The 20,134-nt window shown below is 35.1% G+C and carries 18 protein-coding genes; 14 read left to right on the plus strand and 4 right to left on the minus strand.

Going from position 1 to position 20,134, the window contains the following annotated elements; all coding sequences use genetic code 11:
• Positions 1 to 135 precede the first annotated feature (135 nt).
• Together LB465_RS11635 and LB465_RS11640 are read left to right on the plus strand one after the other, a co-directional pair.
• Positions 136 to 1,125, plus strand: a complete 990-nt coding sequence (locus LB465_RS11635) for an MlaD family protein (protein WP_224470035.1) — start codon at positions 136 to 138, stop codon at positions 1,123 to 1,125.
• A gap of 18 nt (positions 1,126 to 1,143) precedes the next feature.
• Complete coding sequence (locus LB465_RS11640; RefSeq protein WP_224470036.1) at positions 1,144 to 1,644, plus strand: hypothetical protein; 501 nt, start codon at positions 1,144 to 1,146, stop codon at positions 1,642 to 1,644.
• 95 nt (positions 1,645 to 1,739) lie between these two features.
• Here LB465_RS11640 and LB465_RS11645 read toward each other — a convergent pair whose 3' ends face one another.
• Together LB465_RS11645 and LB465_RS11650 are read right to left on the minus strand one after the other, a co-directional pair.
• Complete coding sequence (locus LB465_RS11645) at positions 1,740 to 2,003, minus strand: zinc ribbon domain-containing protein (protein WP_224470037.1); 264 nt, start codon at positions 2,001 to 2,003, stop codon at positions 1,740 to 1,742.
• 26 nt (positions 2,004 to 2,029) lie between these two features.
• Complete coding sequence (locus LB465_RS11650) at positions 2,030 to 2,458, minus strand: hypothetical protein (protein ID WP_224470038.1); 429 nt, start codon at positions 2,456 to 2,458, stop codon at positions 2,030 to 2,032.
• Between the two features lie 271 nt (positions 2,459 to 2,729).
• Between LB465_RS11650 and LB465_RS11655 the strand changes: the two genes are divergently transcribed.
• On the plus strand, positions 2,730 to 3,743 hold the full coding sequence (locus LB465_RS11655; protein WP_224470039.1) for a Crp/Fnr family transcriptional regulator: 1,014 nt from the start codon (positions 2,730 to 2,732) through the stop codon (positions 3,741 to 3,743).
• 404 nt (positions 3,744 to 4,147) lie between these two features.
• Complete coding sequence (locus LB465_RS11660) at positions 4,148 to 4,627, plus strand: Hsp20/alpha crystallin family protein (protein ID WP_224470040.1); 480 nt, start codon at positions 4,148 to 4,150, stop codon at positions 4,625 to 4,627.
• 81 nt (positions 4,628 to 4,708) lie between these two features.
• On the opposite strand, the gene LB465_RS11665 is transcribed toward LB465_RS11660, so the two are convergent.
• Positions 4,709 to 5,332 carry a WG repeat-containing protein gene (locus LB465_RS11665; RefSeq protein WP_224470041.1) on the minus strand — a complete coding sequence of 208 codons (624 nt, stop codon included), beginning with the start codon at positions 5,330 to 5,332 and terminating at the stop codon, positions 4,709 to 4,711.
• A gap of 181 nt (positions 5,333 to 5,513) precedes the next feature.
• Here LB465_RS11665 and LB465_RS11670 point away from each other — a divergent pair, with 181 nt between their 5' ends.
• The 10 genes from LB465_RS11670 to LB465_RS11715 all read left to right on the plus strand — a co-directional run bounded on the left by LB465_RS11670 (position 5,514) and on the right by LB465_RS11715 (position 17,765).
• A complete protein-coding gene (locus LB465_RS11670) occupies positions 5,514 to 6,368 on the plus strand; it encodes a universal stress protein (protein WP_224470042.1) in 855 nt (284 codons plus the stop codon).
• A 13-nt stretch (positions 6,369 to 6,381) separates the two neighbouring features.
• A complete protein-coding gene (locus LB465_RS11675; protein WP_224470043.1) occupies positions 6,382 to 7,230 on the plus strand; it encodes a universal stress protein in 849 nt (282 codons plus the stop codon).
• Between the two features lie 2 nt (positions 7,231 to 7,232).
• On the plus strand, positions 7,233 to 8,066 hold the full coding sequence (locus LB465_RS11680) for a universal stress protein (protein ID WP_224470044.1): 834 nt from the start codon (positions 7,233 to 7,235) through the stop codon (positions 8,064 to 8,066).
• A 34-nt stretch (positions 8,067 to 8,100) separates the two neighbouring features.
• Positions 8,101 to 8,937, plus strand: a complete 837-nt coding sequence (locus tag LB465_RS11685; RefSeq protein ID WP_224470045.1) for a restriction endonuclease — start codon at positions 8,101 to 8,103, stop codon at positions 8,935 to 8,937.
• A 4-nt stretch (positions 8,938 to 8,941) separates the two neighbouring features.
• Positions 8,942 to 10,315 (plus strand): MBL fold metallo-hydrolase RNA specificity domain-containing protein, encoded by a 1,374-nt coding sequence (locus LB465_RS11690; RefSeq protein ID WP_224470046.1) that lies wholly within the window; start codon positions 8,942 to 8,944, stop codon positions 10,313 to 10,315.
• Between the two features lie 465 nt (positions 10,316 to 10,780).
• Positions 10,781 to 11,584: a pyrroline-5-carboxylate reductase gene (gene proC, locus LB465_RS11695; protein ID WP_224470047.1), complete on the plus strand. Its 804-nt coding sequence runs from the start codon at positions 10,781 to 10,783 to the stop codon at positions 11,582 to 11,584.
• A gap of 40 nt (positions 11,585 to 11,624) precedes the next feature.
• The gene (proB, locus tag LB465_RS11700) at positions 11,625 to 12,395 is read left to right on the plus strand and encodes a glutamate 5-kinase (RefSeq protein WP_224470048.1); all 771 of its coding nucleotides are present in this window, start codon (positions 11,625 to 11,627) and stop codon (positions 12,393 to 12,395) included.
• Between the two features lie 46 nt (positions 12,396 to 12,441).
• On the plus strand, positions 12,442 to 13,641 hold the full coding sequence (locus LB465_RS11705; RefSeq protein ID WP_224470049.1) for a glutamate-5-semialdehyde dehydrogenase: 1,200 nt from the start codon (positions 12,442 to 12,444) through the stop codon (positions 13,639 to 13,641).
• Between the two features lie 144 nt (positions 13,642 to 13,785).
• The gene (locus LB465_RS11710; RefSeq protein WP_224470050.1) at positions 13,786 to 15,651 is read left to right on the plus strand and encodes a M61 family metallopeptidase; all 1,866 of its coding nucleotides are present in this window, start codon (positions 13,786 to 13,788) and stop codon (positions 15,649 to 15,651) included.
• Between the two features lie 110 nt (positions 15,652 to 15,761).
• Positions 15,762 to 17,765, plus strand: coding sequence for a monovalent cation:proton antiporter family protein (locus tag LB465_RS11715; RefSeq protein WP_224470051.1), 2,004 nt, complete (start codon positions 15,762 to 15,764; stop codon positions 17,763 to 17,765).
• On the opposite strand, the gene LB465_RS11720 is transcribed toward LB465_RS11715, so the two are convergent.
• Positions 17,762 to 20,008, minus strand: a complete 2,247-nt coding sequence (locus LB465_RS11720) for a bifunctional SulP family inorganic anion transporter/carbonic anhydrase (protein ID WP_224470052.1) — start codon at positions 20,006 to 20,008, stop codon at positions 17,762 to 17,764. The genes LB465_RS11715 and LB465_RS11720 overlap by 4 nt on opposite strands.
• Positions 20,009 to 20,134: the final 126 nt, after the last annotated feature.

Consider the following 20,134-nt stretch of genomic DNA (forward strand, 5'->3'; position numbering starts at 1 on the left):
GGCTGTCCGCTAAAGTTGTTACTTTTGTTCATATATCTGGTTTTGTGGTAAAAACAAGATATAAAATAAGCGGGAAATCCTTTTTAGGAAATCCCGCTTTTAAAAATCTTTATCGGACACTACTGATAAAATACTATGAAATCAAATTCATCACAAAATATAAAATTGGGCATTCTCATTGTTTCGGGGCTTATAATCTTTACCCTGGGAGTTTTTTTTATTGGGAATAAGCAAAACCTGTTTGGAGATTCTATTTTGGTTAGTTCTGTTTTTAAAAATGTAAATGGATTGCAATCTGGTAATAATGTTCGATACTCCGGCGTAAACGTAGGAACCATAAAAGAATTAAAATTTTTAAATGACACAGCGATTTGTGTAGATATGCTTATAAATCGGGAAGCCGGAAACCTTATAAAATATAGTTCTGTGGCGACCATAAATTCAGACGGATTGGTTGGAAGTATGGTTTTAAATATTCTACCTACCAATAAAACACCATCCAGAACTATAGAAGAAGGCGATACACTTGCCTCCCTTAGCCAGGTTGCTACTGCCGATATGCTAAACACCCTGAGCAAAACCAATGAAAATGCCGCTCTTTTAACCGAAGATCTATTGAAGATCACCAACAGCATAAATGCTGGAAAAGGAGTCTTAGGCAATTTGCTTAAAAATGAAACCCTGGCAAAAAACATTCAGGAAAGTGCAGCAAATTTAAATCAAACAACCAGGTCTGCTAAGTCAGGACTTGCAAAACTAAATAGTATTTTGAACGAAGTAGATTACGAAAACAGTGTAGCCGGTTTACTCCTCAGCGATTCTACCGCTCAAAATAGCTTTAGTACCATTATTGAAGATTTGCAGAGTACATCTTCCCAAATAAAGGAAATTAGTGCCGATTTGGGACAGTTTTCAAATAACCTAAATTCAGAAAAAGGTGTGCTTAATTATGTAGTAAAAGATACCAGCTTTGTAAACAACCTCGACCAAAGTATGGAAAATATTGAAGAAGCTACGCATCGCTTTAATCAGAATATGGAAGCATTAAAGCATAATATTTTATTTCGTGGCTATTTTAGAAAACTGGAACGCCAAAAGGCCAGAGAAGAAAAACAAAATCAATAAAATTTTAAATGGTTTATTATGAAACTGGAACATTTGGAAGAGCGCATCAACGAATATAAAAGTTCGATAAAAACAGTGGTAAACAAACGTATTACCTGGGAAAACAATACTAAAAAGCTAATTGTTGAAACTTTAAGAAAGGTCGAAACTGCCTATCCAGTAGGATGGAAAGTGCAGGAATTAAAATGGATACACACCAACGAAGCCGTCAATATTACTTTTGATTCATTTCCTGCCGATCTTATAGATTTCACCAATAAAATACCAACCTATCAATTTTTACAAGGGGGCGCGCTCGTTTTTTCTCAATTACACAATGGGGATATAGAAATAATTGTCACTTTCCCTATTCTTGAGAATTGGATTCTTTCAGAAAATGAAATTGTGGAGCTGGGTGTTTTTTCACCCCGGGACATTACTGAAAAGCTAATCGTGGAAAAGATAGATGAATTCCTAAAAGAAATGATTAAATGGGAAGTTCCTATCATAAAAAATAAGATGGGTTTTAAAGCGCAATAATTATAATCCCACCTCGCGTTGTATCAAAAATTTATAGACATAAAAAACCAAAAAAGCACCAGTATTAATTGAGCATTGTACGTTGGTTAGTGAAGTTAAATATGATCCATTCGCCATCTTTTGAGTTCAGGAAGCTTCTTGATGAGTTGCTGTGCTTCTTCCAGACTGATATCCTCGTGCACTTCGGCCATTTCCAGTAATTTCACCTCCAATTCATGTAAATTAAGGGATTTATCGGTAAAAGCACCAACCTGGTAGCAATCCCGGCAATAATCCAAATTTTCCGATTTATCGCGATTTGTGCCCGCGGTAGCTGTTGTAAACGGCCATCCACAGCTCTGGCAGATTAGTGTTTTCATCTCCTGATTTTTATTATAATATTTGATTAGTTATTTCTATTATCTCCAGTAGTGAGTAATGTTTTTAATTTTGAAAGCATGATGAGCTCAGATTTATTCTTTCCTGAAAATGAAGCCGCAATTGCATCAGCCGTTTCCCAGATTAACTGGTTAATTTGCAAGGTAAATAATTGTTCATTTTCCTTTTTATACTCTTTAAACTCCTTAAATGCCCAATCTGCTTCCGGTGAATTTTCCTCAAGCCAATCAAAGATCATTTCAATTTTAAAGGCTTCATCGGTTCCGTATTCATCGGTTAGAGTGTCTATTGGAACCCATTTTTTCTGAACAAGTTCTTTTAATGTTTTTATTTCTTCGGCTTGCACCACTTTATCTGAGGCTGCAATTGCATAAAAAAGCATTCCAATATTTTTATAAAATTCTTCGGTGAGCAGCTGTTTATTAGAAAGTTCCATAATTAAAGTTTTACCTCTTAAAGATAAGTCTAAGCCACTTAGCTAAAAATGATAAAAATCAGTTTTTAGATAGAAGCAACATGCAATAAAATACACAGAAAACATACAATACACTGTATTTAAGCTATTTAAGTCATTTTAATCTTTTATGATTTATAAAAAATAACTTTGTATATTTATATATTGTTAAGGCATTCCTGCCCTACTTACCCCCAATTGGAAATGCAAAACAATCCCAGTTAACTTATTAATAATATTAAGCTCTCCAGGGATGAAGCGTATTCTATATATATCAGGTAAAAATTCCGACCATCTTAAGCAAGATGAACTAACGGTATTAAAAAATTATGAATGGATCCTAACCTATTCGCTAAAAAGCTTAAGAAGGCTTTTTATAGAGAATAAACCCGATTTGATTATCTGGGCTAATTATGGCAAACTTTCTTCTGAAGTTTTAAATAGCAATCCGGAATTTTATAACCTCCCAATACTTTCAATTATTCCTGAAGATAAGTTTGAAACTCGGGATCCACTTCACGCTAAACACCATTATTTACCAATTTCCCATTCACAGGATGAGCTTTTACACAAAATAACATCTCTAACAAATTCAAAAAATGAGAATTTTAAAACAAGCAATAAGATTGATAAGTCCACTATTCCAAATATTGCAGCTTTAAAACGTTTTATTGAAACAAAGGGGGATTTGATAAGTCTGGATAAGCATAAAATTTTATTTCGGGAAAACAGGCATTCCAGTTTTATCTATCTAATTAACAAGGGTCTGGTTAAAACCTCCAGGATGGACCAACTGGGTAAAGAATTAATTACTGGGATTTATCGTAAAAATGACTTGCTGGGCTTATATGGGTTTCATAAAAATCCTGTAGCTACCGAAATGGCATCTACTTTAGAACCCTCTAAATTTTATAGGATTTTGCATAAAGATTTCAGGGAAATACTACAAGAAAACCAGGAGTTAAGCCTGGATCTTGCTCAATATTTGACTGACACAGTCCTGGCCCTGAAGTCACAACTGCTGGAAATGGCCTATGCATCGGTTTTAAAGAAAACTTCTAACACAATTCTTCAATTTGCCAACGAATTTCAAAATCCTGAATATAATGGTTTAAATATCTCCAGAACTGATTTGGCCAGTATGGCGGGTATTTCTCCGGAAAGTTTTATACGCAGTCTTTCAAGTCTTAAAAAAGAGGGAATTATCGCTATAAAAGGAAGAAAAATAAATATTCTAAAACCAGAAAAATTACAGGAAATTATATAATCCTAATTTTTTGTTAAATACTGATTTTCTGACATTTATCATTTTTTAGATAGATGAATTCTTCTATTTTTAATGAAGTAAATTTATCTATATATATTCAAATAATTTGTTTTTCCTAACTCCCAGAGTTGGAAATCAAATTAGAAGATATCAAAGGTATTTTTTAACCGGATATACAAATTTTACTTTATGTAAGATCACTGATATCAAACTAGTGTTAAAGAGTAAACTTAATATCTTCTTAGGAAACAGGAGGCAATGGTCTCCTGTTTCTGTGTTTTAAAACCTTCACATTTTATTTTTTTAATTTTAAATTACTGATTTTCATCATATTAAATTTAATTTTTTGCTTTTAAATTAGTGTATTGCAAAGTAAATTATTAACCATTTAAATTTTTAATATCATGTCAATTACTAAATCTAGCAATCGCAGAAATCCTGCATTAGGAAGTTCATTTTTAGCTAACGATCCATTCTTTTCTGAATTAATGGCTACTAAAAGAGGAATCTTTAACCTCAACAGGTTCTTTAATGGAGATTTAGACCAGGATCTGTTTCCGGCATTGAATGTAAAGGAAAAGGATAATGAGTTTGAAATAGAACTCGCTGCTCCGGGACTTTCGAAAGAAGATTTTAAAATTTCTATCGAGGATGGTATTCTATCCATCTCGGCAGAAAAAGAAAACAAAATCGAAGAAGAAAAAGAAGGTTTTATTAGAAACGAATTTAGCTACAACAGTTTTTCCCGAAATATTACGCTACCCAAAGAGGTAGATATGGAAAAAGAAGTTGAAGCGAAATACAAAGAAGGCATCTTAAAAATGAGCCTTAAAAAAAGAAAAACCGATAAGTCTAAAAAGACCAAAACTGTAAATGTGTCTTAGAAAAAATGGAACAATCCCGAAATTTTCGGGATTGTTCCATTTTGGAATTAAAGTTACTACTAACAGATAGCGGCTTCAGTTTTAAAGTTTATGAACTCGCCATTTTTTATTGGGTCCTTTTACGCTTACTACATTCTCTCCCAACCATTTCGCATTAATTGCTGGAGCATCTCTTAATTTTTCTTTAGATACAGAAACAGGAAAAGGCCCTTCTAAATATTTTAGGACTTCCCCGGTTTTATCTATAAGAACCACATCATATTTATAAGAAATTACATTCTTTCCCAGTAGCTGATTCTCACCAAGACGCTCTTCTTCCAGTTTTAAGGCCACAGCTTTGCCGTTAGAGAAGTTGCTCACATTCAAAAATTCAGGTTCAATGATTGTTTTTCCTTCAGCATTAATAAAACCGTAATAATTAACGCCATCTTTCTGCTTTCTAATAATGGCTCGTTCTTCTTTTAATTGCGGATATTTTACCCCCGCAACGCCAATCTTATCACTTTTGGGATTTTCATTGGCAACAAGATCATTTCTTAGCTCAAATAACAGCTCGCCACTGGTATTTAAAAAACCCCAATTACTACCTTGCTTTACCGCGGTAAATCCATCTTGCTGGTCAGATACAAAATCAAACTCTTTTGGCTCTTGTGCGAATAACACAAACGGAATACTTAGTAAGATTCCTAATATTAAATTTTTCATCGTAAGAAGTTTTAAAATTACCTCTAAATATATTGCAAAGTGTTGAGAGTAAATATGATACCTATCATACTAAGCTAAAGCTGTTTTTAACTGTAAAAGCTTAAAATTCAGATACAAACTGATTTTCCTCATAGTTTAAACTTAGTTGTTCTCTTAACTTTAATATTCAAAGTTTCAGAAGATGAGAAAGATAATTTTACCCACCGATTTTTCAGAAAATGCTTATAACGCTCTGCGATATGCCTGCCAGCTTTTTAAGTATGAAAAGAGCGAAATAATTCTTTTAAACACTTATGCAGAAAAGATTTATACCGATGAAAATTTGCTAAGTAAAGAATTAATAGATGAGCTAAAAGCGGTTACCAAGACAAAGGCAGAGTTTGCACTGAAAGAAATAAGTTCCAAAATTCACGATGAATTCTGCAATCCCAGGCATAGCATTAGATCTATAGCGGCGTTTGGCGATTTGGTAGATGAGGTTAATAGCCTGGTGAATTCAGAAAATGCCGATCTCGTTATCATGGGAACCCGTGGGGCCACCAACGATAGAGGTCTTGGTTTTGGAAGTAACACCTTACTCGTATTAAAATATGTGCAATGCCCTGTTCTGGCTATTCCTGCGAATTTTAGTTATCAGGAACCAAAAAACATCTTATTTCCAACCAATTTTTTAATTCCTTATCAAAAACGCGAATTAAAGATTGTTGGGGAAATTGCTCGGGATTTTAAATCTATTATTCATTTTCTCTATTTGTCTAAACATAAAGCAACTTCAGCAAGGCAGAAAGACAACCTGGAATTTCTAAAACAACAGTTCTATAATATTAGGTTAGAAGAACACCAAAGTGAGGAATTGCAGAAAGAAAAAGCTATAGAAGAATTTATTGCTACCAATAAAATAGACCTTTTGGTAATGGTAAATTCTCGCCACACTTATTTAGAAGATTTCCTACTTACCTCCACCATAGATAAAGTGGGTTTACACCCAAAAGTTCCACTTCTTGCTTTGCAAAATTTTAATCGAGAATGCACTTGAAAATTTAGAAATCATGAAAAAAATACTCTTACCCACAGATTTTTCAGAAAACGCTTATAACGCAATTGCGTATGCAATTAAAGCGTTTAAAGATGAAGAATGTACTTTTTATCTTCTGAATACTTATACACCGGTTTTATATGATTCTGAATATATTTTATATAACAGCACACAACCCAATCTCGCTGAAGCTTATAAAAAAAATTCCCTCAGCGGACTGCGAAAAGTAGAACGAAAAATTAATCGCGATTTTAAAAACCCAAAACATCGTTTCGAGAAAATTTCAGCTTTCAATCTATTAATAGACGAGATGAAAGAACAACTGAAGTCTAAAGAAATAGACCTGGTAATTATGGGAACCCAGGGAGCAACCGGCGCCGAAGAAATTTTAATCGGCACCAATAGTGTACACGCTATAAACAAATTAAAAGTTCCTTTATTAATGATTCCTTCAGATTATGAATATCATCCACCTGTAAACATCCTATTTCCTACAGATTTTGAATTAAATTTTAGTGCTGCTCAATTGGAGCCAATTTTAAATTTAGTAAAAAATCATACTTCAAAACTTAATATTTTACACGTTTATTTTGGAAAAGACCTGGACGAAAAACAGGAAAAGAATAAGAAATACCTCAGTAAAGTTCTGGAAGAAACTCCGCATCAATTTTATACTATTGAAGACAAAAGTGTTCCTAAAGCCATTAAAAAATATCAGGAACAAAATGGAGTAGATTTACTTTTTATGGTGAATAATAAACGTAGCTTCTTTGAAAACCTGCTATTTAGGCCGGTAGTGAATAAAATAGGTTTTCATATTAAAGTACCATTTATGGTTATCCCATCAGGAAAATTCAACTAGTTATGAAAAATATCCTCATCCCCACCGATTTTTCGGCTAACGCCTGGAAAGCTACTGTCTATGCCTTTAGTTTATTTCAAAACGAGCTTTGTAATTTTTATTTTTTAAATGCCTGCAAACCCGAATTTTATACTCCAGATATTAATGGAGATAGTTTATTACGGGCTAAAGCCGAAAATAAAATATTGATGAATAAGCTGCTGAAAGAAGTGGCGGTAATAAACCAGAACCAAAATCATAGGTTTAAATCCTTAATTATAGAATCCTGGTTGAACGATGCGGTCGTTGAAATTCAAGAAGAAATAATTTTTGATCTCATTGTGATGGGAACAAAAGGGGAAACCGAACCCGACGACAGAATCTTTGGCACCAATAGCATGAACGTTATAGAAAACGTAGATCATATGCCCGTTTTACTAATACCCGACAATAGTGTTTTTGTGCCCGAAGTGAAGAAAGAATTGGTACTGGCCACTCGTTTTGATAAATCATTTTCAGATTATGAAATAAACTTTTTAATAGATATGGCTAAAAAGTTTAAAGCCAGTATTAGAATTCTTTATATTCAGGATACCGAAAATCTTTCTGACGAACAGAAAAATACAAAAGAAGAATTACACGACTATTTTAAGGATGTTTCCCATAGTTTTCACACGTTAACCAATATAGCAGTTACCAAAGGAATTCATAGTTTTACACAAAGCAGAAATAGTGATGTGCTGGTATTAAACCATAAAAAAAGAGGTTTTTTTAAAAATCTTTTCTCAAAATCCTTACTTAAAGAATTAGGAAAGAAGCCTCAAATTCCGATGCTTTTTATGCCTTCAGATTTATAATTTTAGAAATCATATTCTTAAAAAACCCGCCGAAATGGATATCTCCAACTTAAAAATTATAAAAGCTTCAGGTGAAAAAGCTAATTTTTCTATTGACAGAGTTGCAGAATCTTTGAGACGATCTGGTGCTAATGAAGAACTGATTCAAAAAACACTGGAGAAATTAAAAGCCGAGCTTTATGAAGGTATTACTACCAAAGAAATTTACAATCGTGCTTTTAATTTGCTTAAAAAGGGTAATAAAACCAGTGCTTTAAAGTATAAGTTAAAAACCGCTATTTATGAATTGGGCCCAACAGGATTTCCTTTTGAAAAATTTATTGCAGCGCTTTTAAGTCATAGTGGTTATAAAACCGAAATCGGAAAAATCTACCAGGGAAAATGTGTTACCCATGAAATTGATGTAGAGGCGAAATCAGATTCAAAACTGGTTTTAATAGAATGCAAATTTCATAATGCCGGTAGAAATTGCGATGTAAAAATTCCACTTTATATAGATTCAAGATTTCGGGATATAAAAAACTTCAGAAAAAACGGAAATAATAAGCTAGATTTTGAAGAAGGTTGGGTAGTTACCAACACAAGATTTACGTCTGATGCAGTAAGATATGCAAAATGTGCCAATCTCAAATTGTTAAGCTGGGATTATCCAAAAGGTGAAGGTATTAAAGATAAGATAGACAAATTAGGACTCTATCCCATAACCGTTTCTACCCTGCTATCAGAACGGGAAAAAAACTTTTTGTTGAGTCGGGATGTGGTTTTGTGCCGGGAACTTATAAATGACACTTTTTACCTGGATCACTTAGGAATTAATAATCCGCGTAAAAAGAGGATTCTAGACGAAATGAAAGAACTCTGTAAACATTAAAAAAATGGAAAATCAAGTTAAAATTCATTTTCTTGGCGCATCGGGTACTGTTACCGGATCTAAGTTTCTGCTGGAAACACCGGAATTAAATATTTTAATAGACTGCGGACTTTTCCAGGGAATTAAAAGTTTACGCGAACTCAACTGGAAAGATTTCCCGTTTGATCCAAAAGCTATAGATCTCATTTTACTTACCCACGGGCACCTGGATCACACGGGTTATTTACCACGTTTGGTAAACCAGGGTTATGTAAATCCAATTTTAGGTACACCACCAACTTTGGGAATTGCCGGCGTGATTTTGAAGGATAGCGCTAAAATCCAGGAAGAAGATGCTGAAAGAGCCAATAAAGAAGAATACTCTAAACATCAACCCGCTCTACCGTTATATACCACGAGTGATGCGGAAAAAACGATTGGTTTATTTAAAAGTATTAATCTGAATGAATGGTATCAGGTTTCAGAACATATTAAATATCGCTACCAGGCCAACGGCCATATTTTAGGTTCGGGTTTTATTGAATTAGACATTTTTGAAAAGCGTTTTGTGTTTTCGGGAGATGTGGGCCGCGAAAAAGATTTACTTCTTGAAGCACCTAATAAGCCGGAATGGGCCGATTATCTCTTTTTAGAGAGCACTTATGGCGACAGGCTTCATCCCCAAGATGATTCAGATGAAATACTTATTGAAGCCATTAAAAATACAGTCAATAAAAAAGGAAACCTTATTATTCCAAGTTTCGCTGTAGAACGTTTACAGGGAATTATGTACAAACTTTATCTTTTAATCAAAAAAAATAAAATTCCTGAAATTCCTATTTACATAGATAGCCCAATGGGCAATGAAGTGTTGGGCTTATTTGAAGGGTTCAGCAAGTGGCACAAAATAGAGCCGGCAGAATTTAGAAAAATGCTTTCCTATTTTAATATTATCACTTCTTACCGGGATACCTGGAAAACCCTAGATGAAAACAGGTCTAAAATTGTAATTGCCGGAAGTGGAATGGTAACCGGTGGCCGGGTCCTCACCTACCTAAGATATTTAATAGATAAACCCGAAACTACTGTTCTATTAGCAGGATACCAGGCTGAAGGCACAAGAGGAAGACAACTGGAAAATGGAGCTTCTGAGGTGAAAATCTTTGGAAAATACTGCCCTGTAAAAGCAAAAATCTTAAAAATGGAAAGTCTTTCTGCTCATGCAGATCAACAGGAATTATTGAATTGGATTTCAGAAATAAAGAATATACCGCAACAGGTTTTTTTAATTCATGGAGAACCCACAGCTTTAGATTCATTAAGGGTAAAAATTAAAGATCGATATAAATATAAAGTTACAATCCCTGCACTTAAAGATATTATAGGTTTAAAGTTTTAAATTCTAAATTCCATAACGAAAACCTTTTCGTTCAATTTAGCACACGTTCTCTGCAATAATGGCAGTGAAAATGTCAGTTTCCTATTGGAACAAAATTCAAATAAAAAATTACCTAAACTTCCTACTTCAGCTAAAACCTAAGATGAAAAATGCCCATAAGCAATGATTCTTAACGTTTTTCATATTATAAATTATACCAAAAGCTAATTAAGAAAAGCTTTCAATCTACCTTATTATAAGGCCTAAGCGCTATTTGAATATATTTGCATCCCCAGTAGCAACAGCTTTTTTTACATTAGTTTAACCTAAAATTTTATTATTTCCGCTTAAATTAAATTAATTTCCATTTGGCGTTTGGCCCAAGTACAATGTTTTTACCCTAAACATTGCATAGTCTTTGTTCTTTATAGAATGGATTTAAAGATCCCAACGTCGAAAATGAATTAATTAACCAAAAAATAAAGAATGAAAGTATTAGTTATTGGAGCAGGAAATATGGGACTTACATACGCCGAAGGAATGGCGAAGTCTAGTTTTCTTAATCACCGAAATCTTATGATTTTCGATAAATCGGCTGAGATAATCACCACGCTGAGTAAAGTAGATCATTTTGATGTATATGATGATATAGAAGAATGTCTTCCAAAGGCAGACATCGTATTTCTGGCTGTAAAACCATATCACTGTGATGCTTTATTTGAAGAAATTAAACCTTTAGTAAACGATCAGCAAATCTTTGTTTCCCTGATGGCCGGAATAACCATCGATAAGATACAACAAGGATTAGGTGTTAAAAAAGTGGTTCGTTCTATGCCTAACCTTCCTGCACAGGTAGGAAAAGGAGTTACTTCGTTTACCGAAGCTAAAGAAATATCCAGAGTAGAACTTCTTATGGTAAGAAACTTACTGGATACTACCGGAGCCTCAATTCACGTAGAAACAGAAAAATTTATCGATGCTTCTACAGGAATTTCAGGAAGCGGACCAGCCTACGTTTTTTACTTCATGAACTCTATGATGGAAGCCGCCTTAAAAATGGGCTTTTCCAAAAACGATTCAAAAGTATTGGTAAGCCAAACATTTGAAGGTGCTGTAAAACTTTTTAATGATTCAGATCTTTCTCCTAGTACCTGGATGGATCGCGTTGCTTCTAAAGGAGGAACAACTCGTGCAGCTTTAGATTCTATGGACGATAATAACATTGAAGAATTAATTAAAGATGCGGCCTACGCGGCATTTGACAGAGCTGTGGAATTAGGGAAAGAGTAATCTAAGTCTAAAAAAAGAAGTTTAAATATAACTTTATAAAATGGAAAAAAAGAGAATCGTAGTTAAGGTCGGAACTAATGTAATGACCAATAAAGATAACAGGATTTTAGGCCCCGTACTAAAACATCTTGTAGAACAAATAGCTACACTTTATGAAGAAGATATTATGGTAGTTCTCGTTTCTTCAGGGTCGGCGATCGCCGGAAAAGAAGTGCTTGGAGATGTAGATATAGAAGATGCCTCTAAAAGAAGACAAGTATTTTCTGCGGTAGGACAACCGCGTATGATGCGTCACTATTATAGTATTTTTCATGATTACGGAATGCGTTGTGCTCAGGTACTGGCTACCAAAAGAGATTTTAGCCCGGGAATTCACCGCGAAAATATGATTAACTGCTACGAATCTTTATTATCTGAAGGGATTATCCCAATTGCTAATGAAGATGATGCAGTATCAGTAACCATGTCCATGTTCTCTGATAATGATGAACTTGCCAGCCTTGTTGCTGAACTGATAAATGCCGATTCCTTAATTATTCTAAGTGATACTGATGGTCTATACACCGGTCATCCCGGAGACGACGAATCAGAAAAACTGAATAAAGTTACGGTTGATGAAAACGTTGAAAAATACGTACAGGAATCCGGAAAAGGCGAAGGTGAAGGCCGTGGTGGTATGGAGTCTAAAATTAAGATTGCCAAAGGAACCGCAGCCAAAAACATTACCACTTATATCGCTAATGGTAAGCAGCATAATGTGATCCTTGATATCGTAGCCGGAAAACCGGTGGGTACCAAATTTACCGCTTAGTACACGATAAAATTGAAGTTTAATCAAACTAAAATATATTTAAGTAATGAAATTATTAGATTCTAAAACCAAAAATAACGTCCTGCAATCCATGATCAATATCCTGGATAAAAGACGTGAGGAAATTGTAGCCGCAAATAAAAAAGATCTTGACGCTTTTGGCGATGGAGATCAGGCTATGCGTGATAGATTGGTAGTAAATAATGCCAAGGTAGACGATATGATGCGCTCTGTAAAAGAAGTTATGGACCAGGAAGATCCTGTAGGCCAAACTATAGAGCATAGAAGATTGGACACCGGATTAGACATCACCAATAAAACCGCACCATTTGGAACGATTATGATTATTTATGAATCTCGTCCCGATGTAACAATTGAAGCTGCGGTGCTTGCATTTAAAGCAAATAACAAAATCTATCTAAAAGGTGGGAAAGAAGCCAATTTCTCCAACAGAATTCTTGAGGAATGCTGGCACGAAGCGCTTCAGGAAAACGGTTTAGAAAAAGACTGGATCGAGTTATTGCAAATGAATAGAACCGAAACCCAGGAATTCCTTAAAAATCCACCACAGCATATCGATTTAGTGGTGCCAAGAGGAGGAGAGAAACTTATCGCATTTGTAAAAGAACATTCCACTGGTGCTGTACTGGTAAGCGGACGAGGAAATAATTTCCTTTATGTTTCTAAAAACGCCGATTTTGATACCGCTAAAAAAGTAATGCTGAATGCTAAAATCGATAAGATTTCAGGATGTAATGCATTAGATAAGGTATTAATCGATAAAAACCTTCCAGACTTTGAAAAAAGAGTAAAAGAACTTTATGATATGTTCACTCAAAACAAAGTACAGATTCAGGTAGATGATGATATCGCCAAAGTACTTCCAAATGAAGAAAAAATACCTTCAGAAGACACGTGGTACGAAGAATTTCTTGCAATGAGAATTGTACTTGGAGCTATAGATGGCACTGACGCCGCAATGGATAAGATCAATAAATATTCAGGTGGGCACTCTGCCGTGATTATTACAAAAGATAAGGAAGAAGCCGCAAACTTTATGGAGCAGGTAGATAGCGCCGCTGTTTATCATAACGCTTCCACCCGTTTCACCGATGGTGGTCAAATGGGCGTTGGAGCAGAACTCGCTATTAGTACCGATAAACTTCACCACCGTGGGCCACTTGGTTTAAAACAATTGGTTACCAATAAATATTATGTTTTAGGTGAAGGTCATATTAGAGAGTAATTTATTCTCTTAATAAACTTAAAAAACCGCTGAATTTATCAGCGGTTTTTTAATACCCAATTTTATATAAATCCCAATTCTTTCCTTGATAGATGTAACGTTTACGCACTTTTAGAGTCCTATTATATAAAGAAACGTTTATCAATGAAAAAAGCTATTTATACGCTGGCCTTTATTGGCGCACTTTACAGCTGTAAAACCACACAAACCTCAGAGAAAGCTCAACCGGTAATTGCAAGCATAGACCTTGTAAATGTTGAGGAAGACAAAGTTTCGGTAATTGTTGATCCCGATAGGTTCACTACTGAAAATACTATCTTTTACATTCCTAAAACCGTTCCCGGCACCTACTCTACCGATAACTACGGAAAATTTATCGAAAATTTTAAAGCCCTAGATTATGATGGAAATGAATTGGAGTTTGAAAAAATTGACGATAATTCCTGGACTATTCCAAACGCCGCAAACTTAGATAAAGTAAGCTATCAGGTTAACGATACTTATGATATTGAAGGTGAAGAAGGTGTTTTTTCACCATCGGGAACTAATATTGAAGCCGGAGAAAACTTTATGCTTAACCTGCACGGTTTTGTTGGGTATTTCGAAAATGAACAGGAAGAACCGTATCGTTTAGAAATTAAAAGACCGCAGGATCTTATTCCCGGGACGGCCTTAAGCAAAACGGTTGCAGCTTCAGAAGATATGTCGTTTAAAGAAGATATTTATTCTTTAGGTCGCTATTTTGAAGTTATAGACAACCCGATTATGTACGCCAAACCCGATACTACCAGTTTTATGATAGAAGGCATGGAAGTACTTATCAATGTTTATTCTCCCAACGAAAAATATACTTCAGAAAGTATAAAACCCGGGATTGAAGAAATGATTAGCGCGCAGAAACGCTTTTTAGGTGAAGTAGATAATACCGGAAAATATGCCATTTTATTATATCTTTCAGATAGTGAAACTCAGGATGCTCGTGGTTTTGGTGCTTTAGAGCATCATACTTCTACCGTAGTTGTTCTTCCTGAATCTATGCAACCTGAACAATTGCAAAAGACAATGACTGATGTGGTTTCGCACGAATTCTTTCACATTTTGACTCCGCTAAACGTTCATTCTGAAGAAGTTCATTATTTTGATTATAACGATCCTAAAATGTCTCAACACTTATGGATGTATGAAGGTGTGACTGAATATTTCGCAAACCTTTTTCAAATCAATCAGGAGCTTATAGAAAAGCAGGATTTTTACGATAGGATTTCAGATAAGATAAAATCGGCACAACAGTTTGACGACACGATGCCATTTACTGAAATGAGCAAAAATATCCTGGAAGATCCTTACAAAGACAGTTATTATAATGTATATCAAAAAGGAGCTCTAATTGGGATGGCTTTGGATATTCGTTTAAGGGAATTAAGCAATGGAGAAATGGGAATTCTTGACCTTATGAAAGCGCTTAGCGATAAATACGGAATGGATAAACCTTTTGAAGATGAAGAATTATTTGATGATATCGTTGAACTCACCTATCCTGAAATAAGAACTTTCCTGGAAACGTATGTTAGCGGCTCTACGCCAATTCCATACAATGAATTTTTCGCAAAAGTAGGTCTTGAAGAATCTGAAACTGAAATCAACACCGGCTACTTTATAAAAGGACAAACCCCATATATAGATGGTGACCCTGCTAAAGGTGAATTATTCTTTAGAGAAAATATTCAGTTTAATTCCTTTTTACAGGAACTTGGTATTGAAGGTGGCGATATAATTAAATCTGTAAACGGTGAAGAATATAATATTCAAAATGTTTATAATCTAATTATGAAAGCTGAATCCTGGGAAGAAGGTCAGGAAGTTACTTTTGTAGTGATTCGAGACGGGGAAGAGCTAGAACTTACTGCCACTACAGCACAGCCCACAGATACCGATACTACAATTACTGAAAAAGACCTGCCCGAAAGCAGCGAAGAAGTAAAACTTAGAAATGCTTGGTTAAAAGGTTAATAGATTTTAATTTAAGTATTTGTAGCGGCGGGAATTCCCGCCGCTTTTTATTTCCATAATCGGGTTTTATCTACTAAATTAGGGCGGCTAACCAACTTGAAGATTAATTTATGGAAATTCCTATCTTACAGGATATTGTTATTATTCTGGGACTCTCAATTTTGATTATCCTTTTATTTCAAAAGATAAAAGTGCCATCAATCCTGGGATTTCTTCTGGCGGGAATTATTGCAGGCCCACATGCTTTCAATCTTATAAGTTCCTCACACGAAGTAGAATTACTTTCTGAAATTGGGATTATTTTCCTGCTTTTTGTTATTGGAATTGAACTCTCGATAAAAGAGCTTCTTGCCATGAAAAACACGGTCTTAATTGGCGGTGGTCTTCAGGTTGGTGGTACTATTCTGTTTACCACAATAGTTGCGTATTTTTTTGGTTTACCTTTAAATTCCGCTGTATTCTTAGGGTTTCTATTCTCTTTAAGTAGTACGGCAATTGTTTTAAAGCTTATTCAGGAACGCGGCGAAATTACCGCTCCTCACGGTCGGGTGGCACTTGGTATTCTTATTTTCCAGGATATAATCGTGGTTCCTATGATGTTGCTTACCCCGATTTTGGCAGGTGACGGTGGCGATCTTCTTACCACTGTGCTTATACTTATCGCTAAAATTGTTGGAGTTGGCGTAGTAATCTATTTATTGGCGCGGTATATTGTACCTCGAATTTTTAGTATGGTGGTAAAAACAAAAAGTAAAGAACTTTTTATTTTAACTACTGTAGTTTTCTGTTTTGCCATTGCGTGGCTAACTTCTTCGGTTGGATTATCGCTGGCTTTAGGTGCTTTTTTTGCGGGACTTATTATTTCTGAATCGGAATACAGCCACCAGGCTACCGTAAATGTTTTGCCTTTTAGAGAGATCTTTATTAGCTTCTTTTTTATCTCGGTAGGAACATTGCTGAATTTAGAATTCTTCATCCAAAACATTTTAATGATCCTGCTCCTGGTCATTGGAGTTGTATTTTTAAAAATGTTGGTAGTGGGTTTAACGGTTATGTTGCTTAAATACCCTCCAAGAACAGTCTTTTTAAGTTTATTTAGCTTATTCCAGGTAGGGGAGTTTTCTTTATTGCTTTCCGGAGTTGGATTGGATAATAATATTATTCCAGATAGTATTTACCAGTATTTCCTGGCAATTTCGATCATTACTATGGGCTTGACCCCTTTTCTAATAGCAGCCGCGCCAAAAATTACGTATTCAATTTTAAAGGCCAGGGTCCCATCTTCAGTAAGACATAGATTGGAAAGTCTTAATAAACATAAAACTACTGATGAAACCCAGGAAGCAAAGAACCTGGAAGATCATTTAATTATTATCGGCTACGGAATTAACGGTGAAAATATTGCGAAAGCAGCCCGAAACGCTGAAATTCCCTATGTGATTTTAGATACCGATCCGGTTACATTTAAAAAAGCAAAGAATAACAATGAACCTATAATTTTTGGGGATGCTACAAACTCGCTAATCTTGAAACATCTTCACGTTCAGGATGCCCGTGTTGTAGTAATTGCTATTTCAGATCCCGGTGCAACTAAAAAGATTATCAGCAATGTGCGTTTATATTCTAAAACCGCTTTTATTATTGTAAGAACACGCTACGTTAGAGAGATTGAAGAAAATATTAAACTGGGTGCCGATGAAGTGATCCCGGAAGAATTTGAAACTTCTATTGAAATCTTTAATCGTGTACTTAAAAAATACCTAGTGCCCTATAACGAAATAATGGATTTTACCGCGAGCATACGCTCTTCAGACTATGAGATGTTAACATCAGTAAAAGGCAGGCCCCATAAACCCTCATTACAACATTTGCACATTCCCAATCGTGAAATTGTAACTTTAAGTGTTCAGCAAAATAACAGTGATATTGTGGGGAAAAGTATTCAAACCTCAGGAATTGGTAAGAATTTTAGGGTTACCGTGCTGGCAATAAAAAGAGATACCCAATACATAACCGAAATCCTTCCAGATACCAAGATTAAACAAGGGGATTTATTATATATTTTTGGGAACCCTGTGAATATAAATAGATTAAACGAAGCGCTTTCGTATTAAGAAACCTTTGTGGGATCGTATAATTCAGAAAATTCAATATTCCCATTTTCACGATGAAAAAATGCAGTGGCCAGGCCTATTTTACCTTGAGTAATTCGTTGGTTTAGGTATTGACTTTGTTTCATAATTCTTTTCTGTGATTCTTTAAGGCTCCATCTTGTCAAAAGATCGGCATAAATGTAAAAATCTTTCTCCTCTAATTGAGCAGGAATTTGTTTTGCTTTTAAAGCTTCAACAATTAGCGAATCAGGGTTTTGGTATCCATTTTCCTTATACTCCTTCAAAGCTTCCAAATAAATTTTATTAGAAGAATTTCCCATCATCAGAATCAAACGAGCTCCCTGCTGCTTACAGGCAATTTCTATACTTTTAATGATATGGCTATCTACCAGGTTTCCGGCCGCCCTAATTGGAATCAGATCCCCAATTCCGGTATTCATCATCACATTTAAAGGCTCTCTCAAATCTATACAATTAACAACGGTAGCAAGGGGTGGCGAATTAATAAAATCCATTAATTCTTTATTCCGCAGGCGTCTGGAAACGAGTTTTCCATCTATATAACGAGAATTTCCATCCTTTAAATATTCAAGAATTTCGTGTGGAGTAGATTTTTCTTTAGATTCTTCAATATCTTCCCGAACAAAGTCCAATTCCTTCCCTGCCGAATATTTATCTTTAAGCCCAATGATACTTACATTTATATTATTCTCTTCGGCGAAAGTAGTTTTAAAATCTTCAAAAATCTCTAAAATATCGTGGTCTATATAGCTGGCAAAAGTTGCATCAATGATCACGTTAGAATTTTTCGGAACATGCCAAAGACTGTTTTTAATCGAAGCTTTATTAAAAAATGAAACTTCGTTAGAAAGCTCCAGCCTTATGGTTTCTCCTCTAAAAATCTTAGTGTTTTCAATAAAAAAGGCATTATGATAATTGCTACGAAGTAAAAAGAAAATACTCACCAGCGAGCCTATGAATATACCAATTAATAGATCGGTTAGAATAATTGCCACCACGGTTACCACAAAAGGAATAAACTGGTTCCATCCCTTTTTATACATCGTGCTAATTACATCCCACGAAGCCAGTTTATAACCAACTACCAACAAAATAACTGCCAGGCTGGAAAGCGGAATAAGGTTCAGAATGGTACTTAGAAATAAAACGCTTAATAGGAGAAAAATCCCATGTAAAATTGTGGAAAGCTTTGTTTCGGCACCCGCATTTATATTTACTGAACTTCTAACAATCACCGAGGTTAATGGAATACCACCTACCAATCCCGCTAAAGTATTCCCAACTCCCTGGGCAACTAATTCCCGGTTGGGTGGAGTTTTTCGTTTATGTGGGTCAATCTCATCTGCAGCTTCAATGGCCAATAAACTGGCTATAGAAGCAATAAGTGTTATCGTAATTGCCACACCCCAAACTTCTGGATTGGTAATTGAATTGAAATCTGGAAAGGTAACAAGTTCGCTTACCCTGTCTATTTTCGGAATATTCACCAAATATTCTTCTCCTAAATGAAGAACCGGTGCGATATATTTAAAAAGCAGGTTTAAAAATACGCCAAGAATTACCACAATTAAAGATGGCGGTAAAAGCTTAAAGTTTTTCAACGGACTTTTCTCCCAGAATATAATGATGGCAAGTGAAATTAACGATAAAACTACCGCACCGGGATGCAGGGAGTAAAAAAAGTTTTTAAACATAGCTGATGCCTGTGCAAACATATTATCTCTTACACCAAAACTGGCACCGGAATCTTCTACAAACCCAATAGCATAAGGCAATTGAGCTATGATTAAAATAATTCCAATGGCGGCAAGTAAACCTTTAATAATATTTGAAGGCATATAATCAGCAATAAGTCCGGCTTTAAGAATTCCCAAAATAAACTGAAAAATTCCACCGAGCACCACAGCCATTAAAAACACATCAAAACTTCCAAGAGAAGCTATAGAGGCTAAAACCACCGCTGTTAAGCTGGCAGCAGGCCCACTTACACTTACCGAAGAATGACTAACACTTCCTATTACAATTCCGCCAATAATCCCAGAGATTAGTCCCGACACCAAAGGTGCACCACTAGCGAGGGCAATTCCAAGACATAAAGGAAGAGCCACAAGAAACACTACAATACTGGAAGGAATATCCTTATCCAGGCGGGAAAACAATGGTTTGCTCAAAGCAGATTGATCTACCCTTTCCTTGAAATTAAAATTACCGTTTTTGCCCACTAAATTTAAGTATAAGGAATGATTAAAATTAATTACTGAAAATAGGAAATTTAGTGATTACCAACCTAATTTCTGTAAAACATTCAAAAGCTTTCTTAAATAATACCAAAAAAATATGATGCAATT

It is taken from the genome of Salegentibacter lacus (assembly GCF_020164555.1).
Taxonomy (GTDB): domain Bacteria; phylum Bacteroidota; class Bacteroidia; order Flavobacteriales; family Flavobacteriaceae; genus Salegentibacter; species Salegentibacter lacus.

Excerpts from the sequence above, each read along its gene's own strand:
- LB465_RS11660 (WP_224470040.1), top strand. The coding sequence starts at position 4,148 with ATGTCAATTACTAAATCTAGCAATCGCAGAAATCCTGCATTAGGAAGT.
- LB465_RS11645 (WP_224470037.1), bottom strand. The coding sequence starts at position 2,003 with ATGAAAACACTAATCTGCCAGAGCTGTGGATGGCCGTTTACAACAGCT.
- LB465_RS11670 (WP_224470042.1), top strand. The coding sequence starts at position 5,514 with ATGAGAAAGATAATTTTACCCACCGATTTTTCAGAAAATGCTTATAAC.
- LB465_RS11705 (WP_224470049.1), top strand. The coding sequence starts at position 12,442 with ATGAAATTATTAGATTCTAAAACCAAAAATAACGTCCTGCAATCCATG.
- LB465_RS11675 (WP_224470043.1), top strand. The coding sequence starts at position 6,382 with ATGAAAAAAATACTCTTACCCACAGATTTTTCAGAAAACGCTTATAAC.
- LB465_RS11690 (WP_224470046.1), top strand. The coding sequence starts at position 8,942 with ATGGAAAATCAAGTTAAAATTCATTTTCTTGGCGCATCGGGTACTGTT.
- proB (WP_224470048.1), top strand. The coding sequence starts at position 11,625 with ATGGAAAAAAAGAGAATCGTAGTTAAGGTCGGAACTAATGTAATGACC.
- LB465_RS11635 (WP_224470035.1), top strand. The coding sequence starts at position 136 with ATGAAATCAAATTCATCACAAAATATAAAATTGGGCATTCTCATTGTT.
- LB465_RS11710 (WP_224470050.1), top strand. The coding sequence starts at position 13,786 with ATGAAAAAAGCTATTTATACGCTGGCCTTTATTGGCGCACTTTACAGC.
- LB465_RS11665 (WP_224470041.1), bottom strand. The coding sequence starts at position 5,332 with ATGAAAAATTTAATATTAGGAATCTTACTAAGTATTCCGTTTGTGTTA.
- LB465_RS11680 (WP_224470044.1), top strand. The coding sequence starts at position 7,233 with ATGAAAAATATCCTCATCCCCACCGATTTTTCGGCTAACGCCTGGAAA.
- proC (WP_224470047.1), top strand. The coding sequence starts at position 10,781 with ATGAAAGTATTAGTTATTGGAGCAGGAAATATGGGACTTACATACGCC.
- LB465_RS11685 (WP_224470045.1), top strand. The coding sequence starts at position 8,101 with ATGGATATCTCCAACTTAAAAATTATAAAAGCTTCAGGTGAAAAAGCT.
- LB465_RS11715 (WP_224470051.1), top strand. The coding sequence starts at position 15,762 with ATGGAAATTCCTATCTTACAGGATATTGTTATTATTCTGGGACTCTCA.
- LB465_RS11650 (WP_224470038.1), bottom strand. The coding sequence starts at position 2,458 with ATGGAACTTTCTAATAAACAGCTGCTCACCGAAGAATTTTATAAAAAT.
- LB465_RS11655 (WP_224470039.1), top strand. The coding sequence starts at position 2,730 with ATGAAGCGTATTCTATATATATCAGGTAAAAATTCCGACCATCTTAAG.
- LB465_RS11640 (WP_224470036.1), top strand. The coding sequence starts at position 1,144 with ATGAAACTGGAACATTTGGAAGAGCGCATCAACGAATATAAAAGTTCG.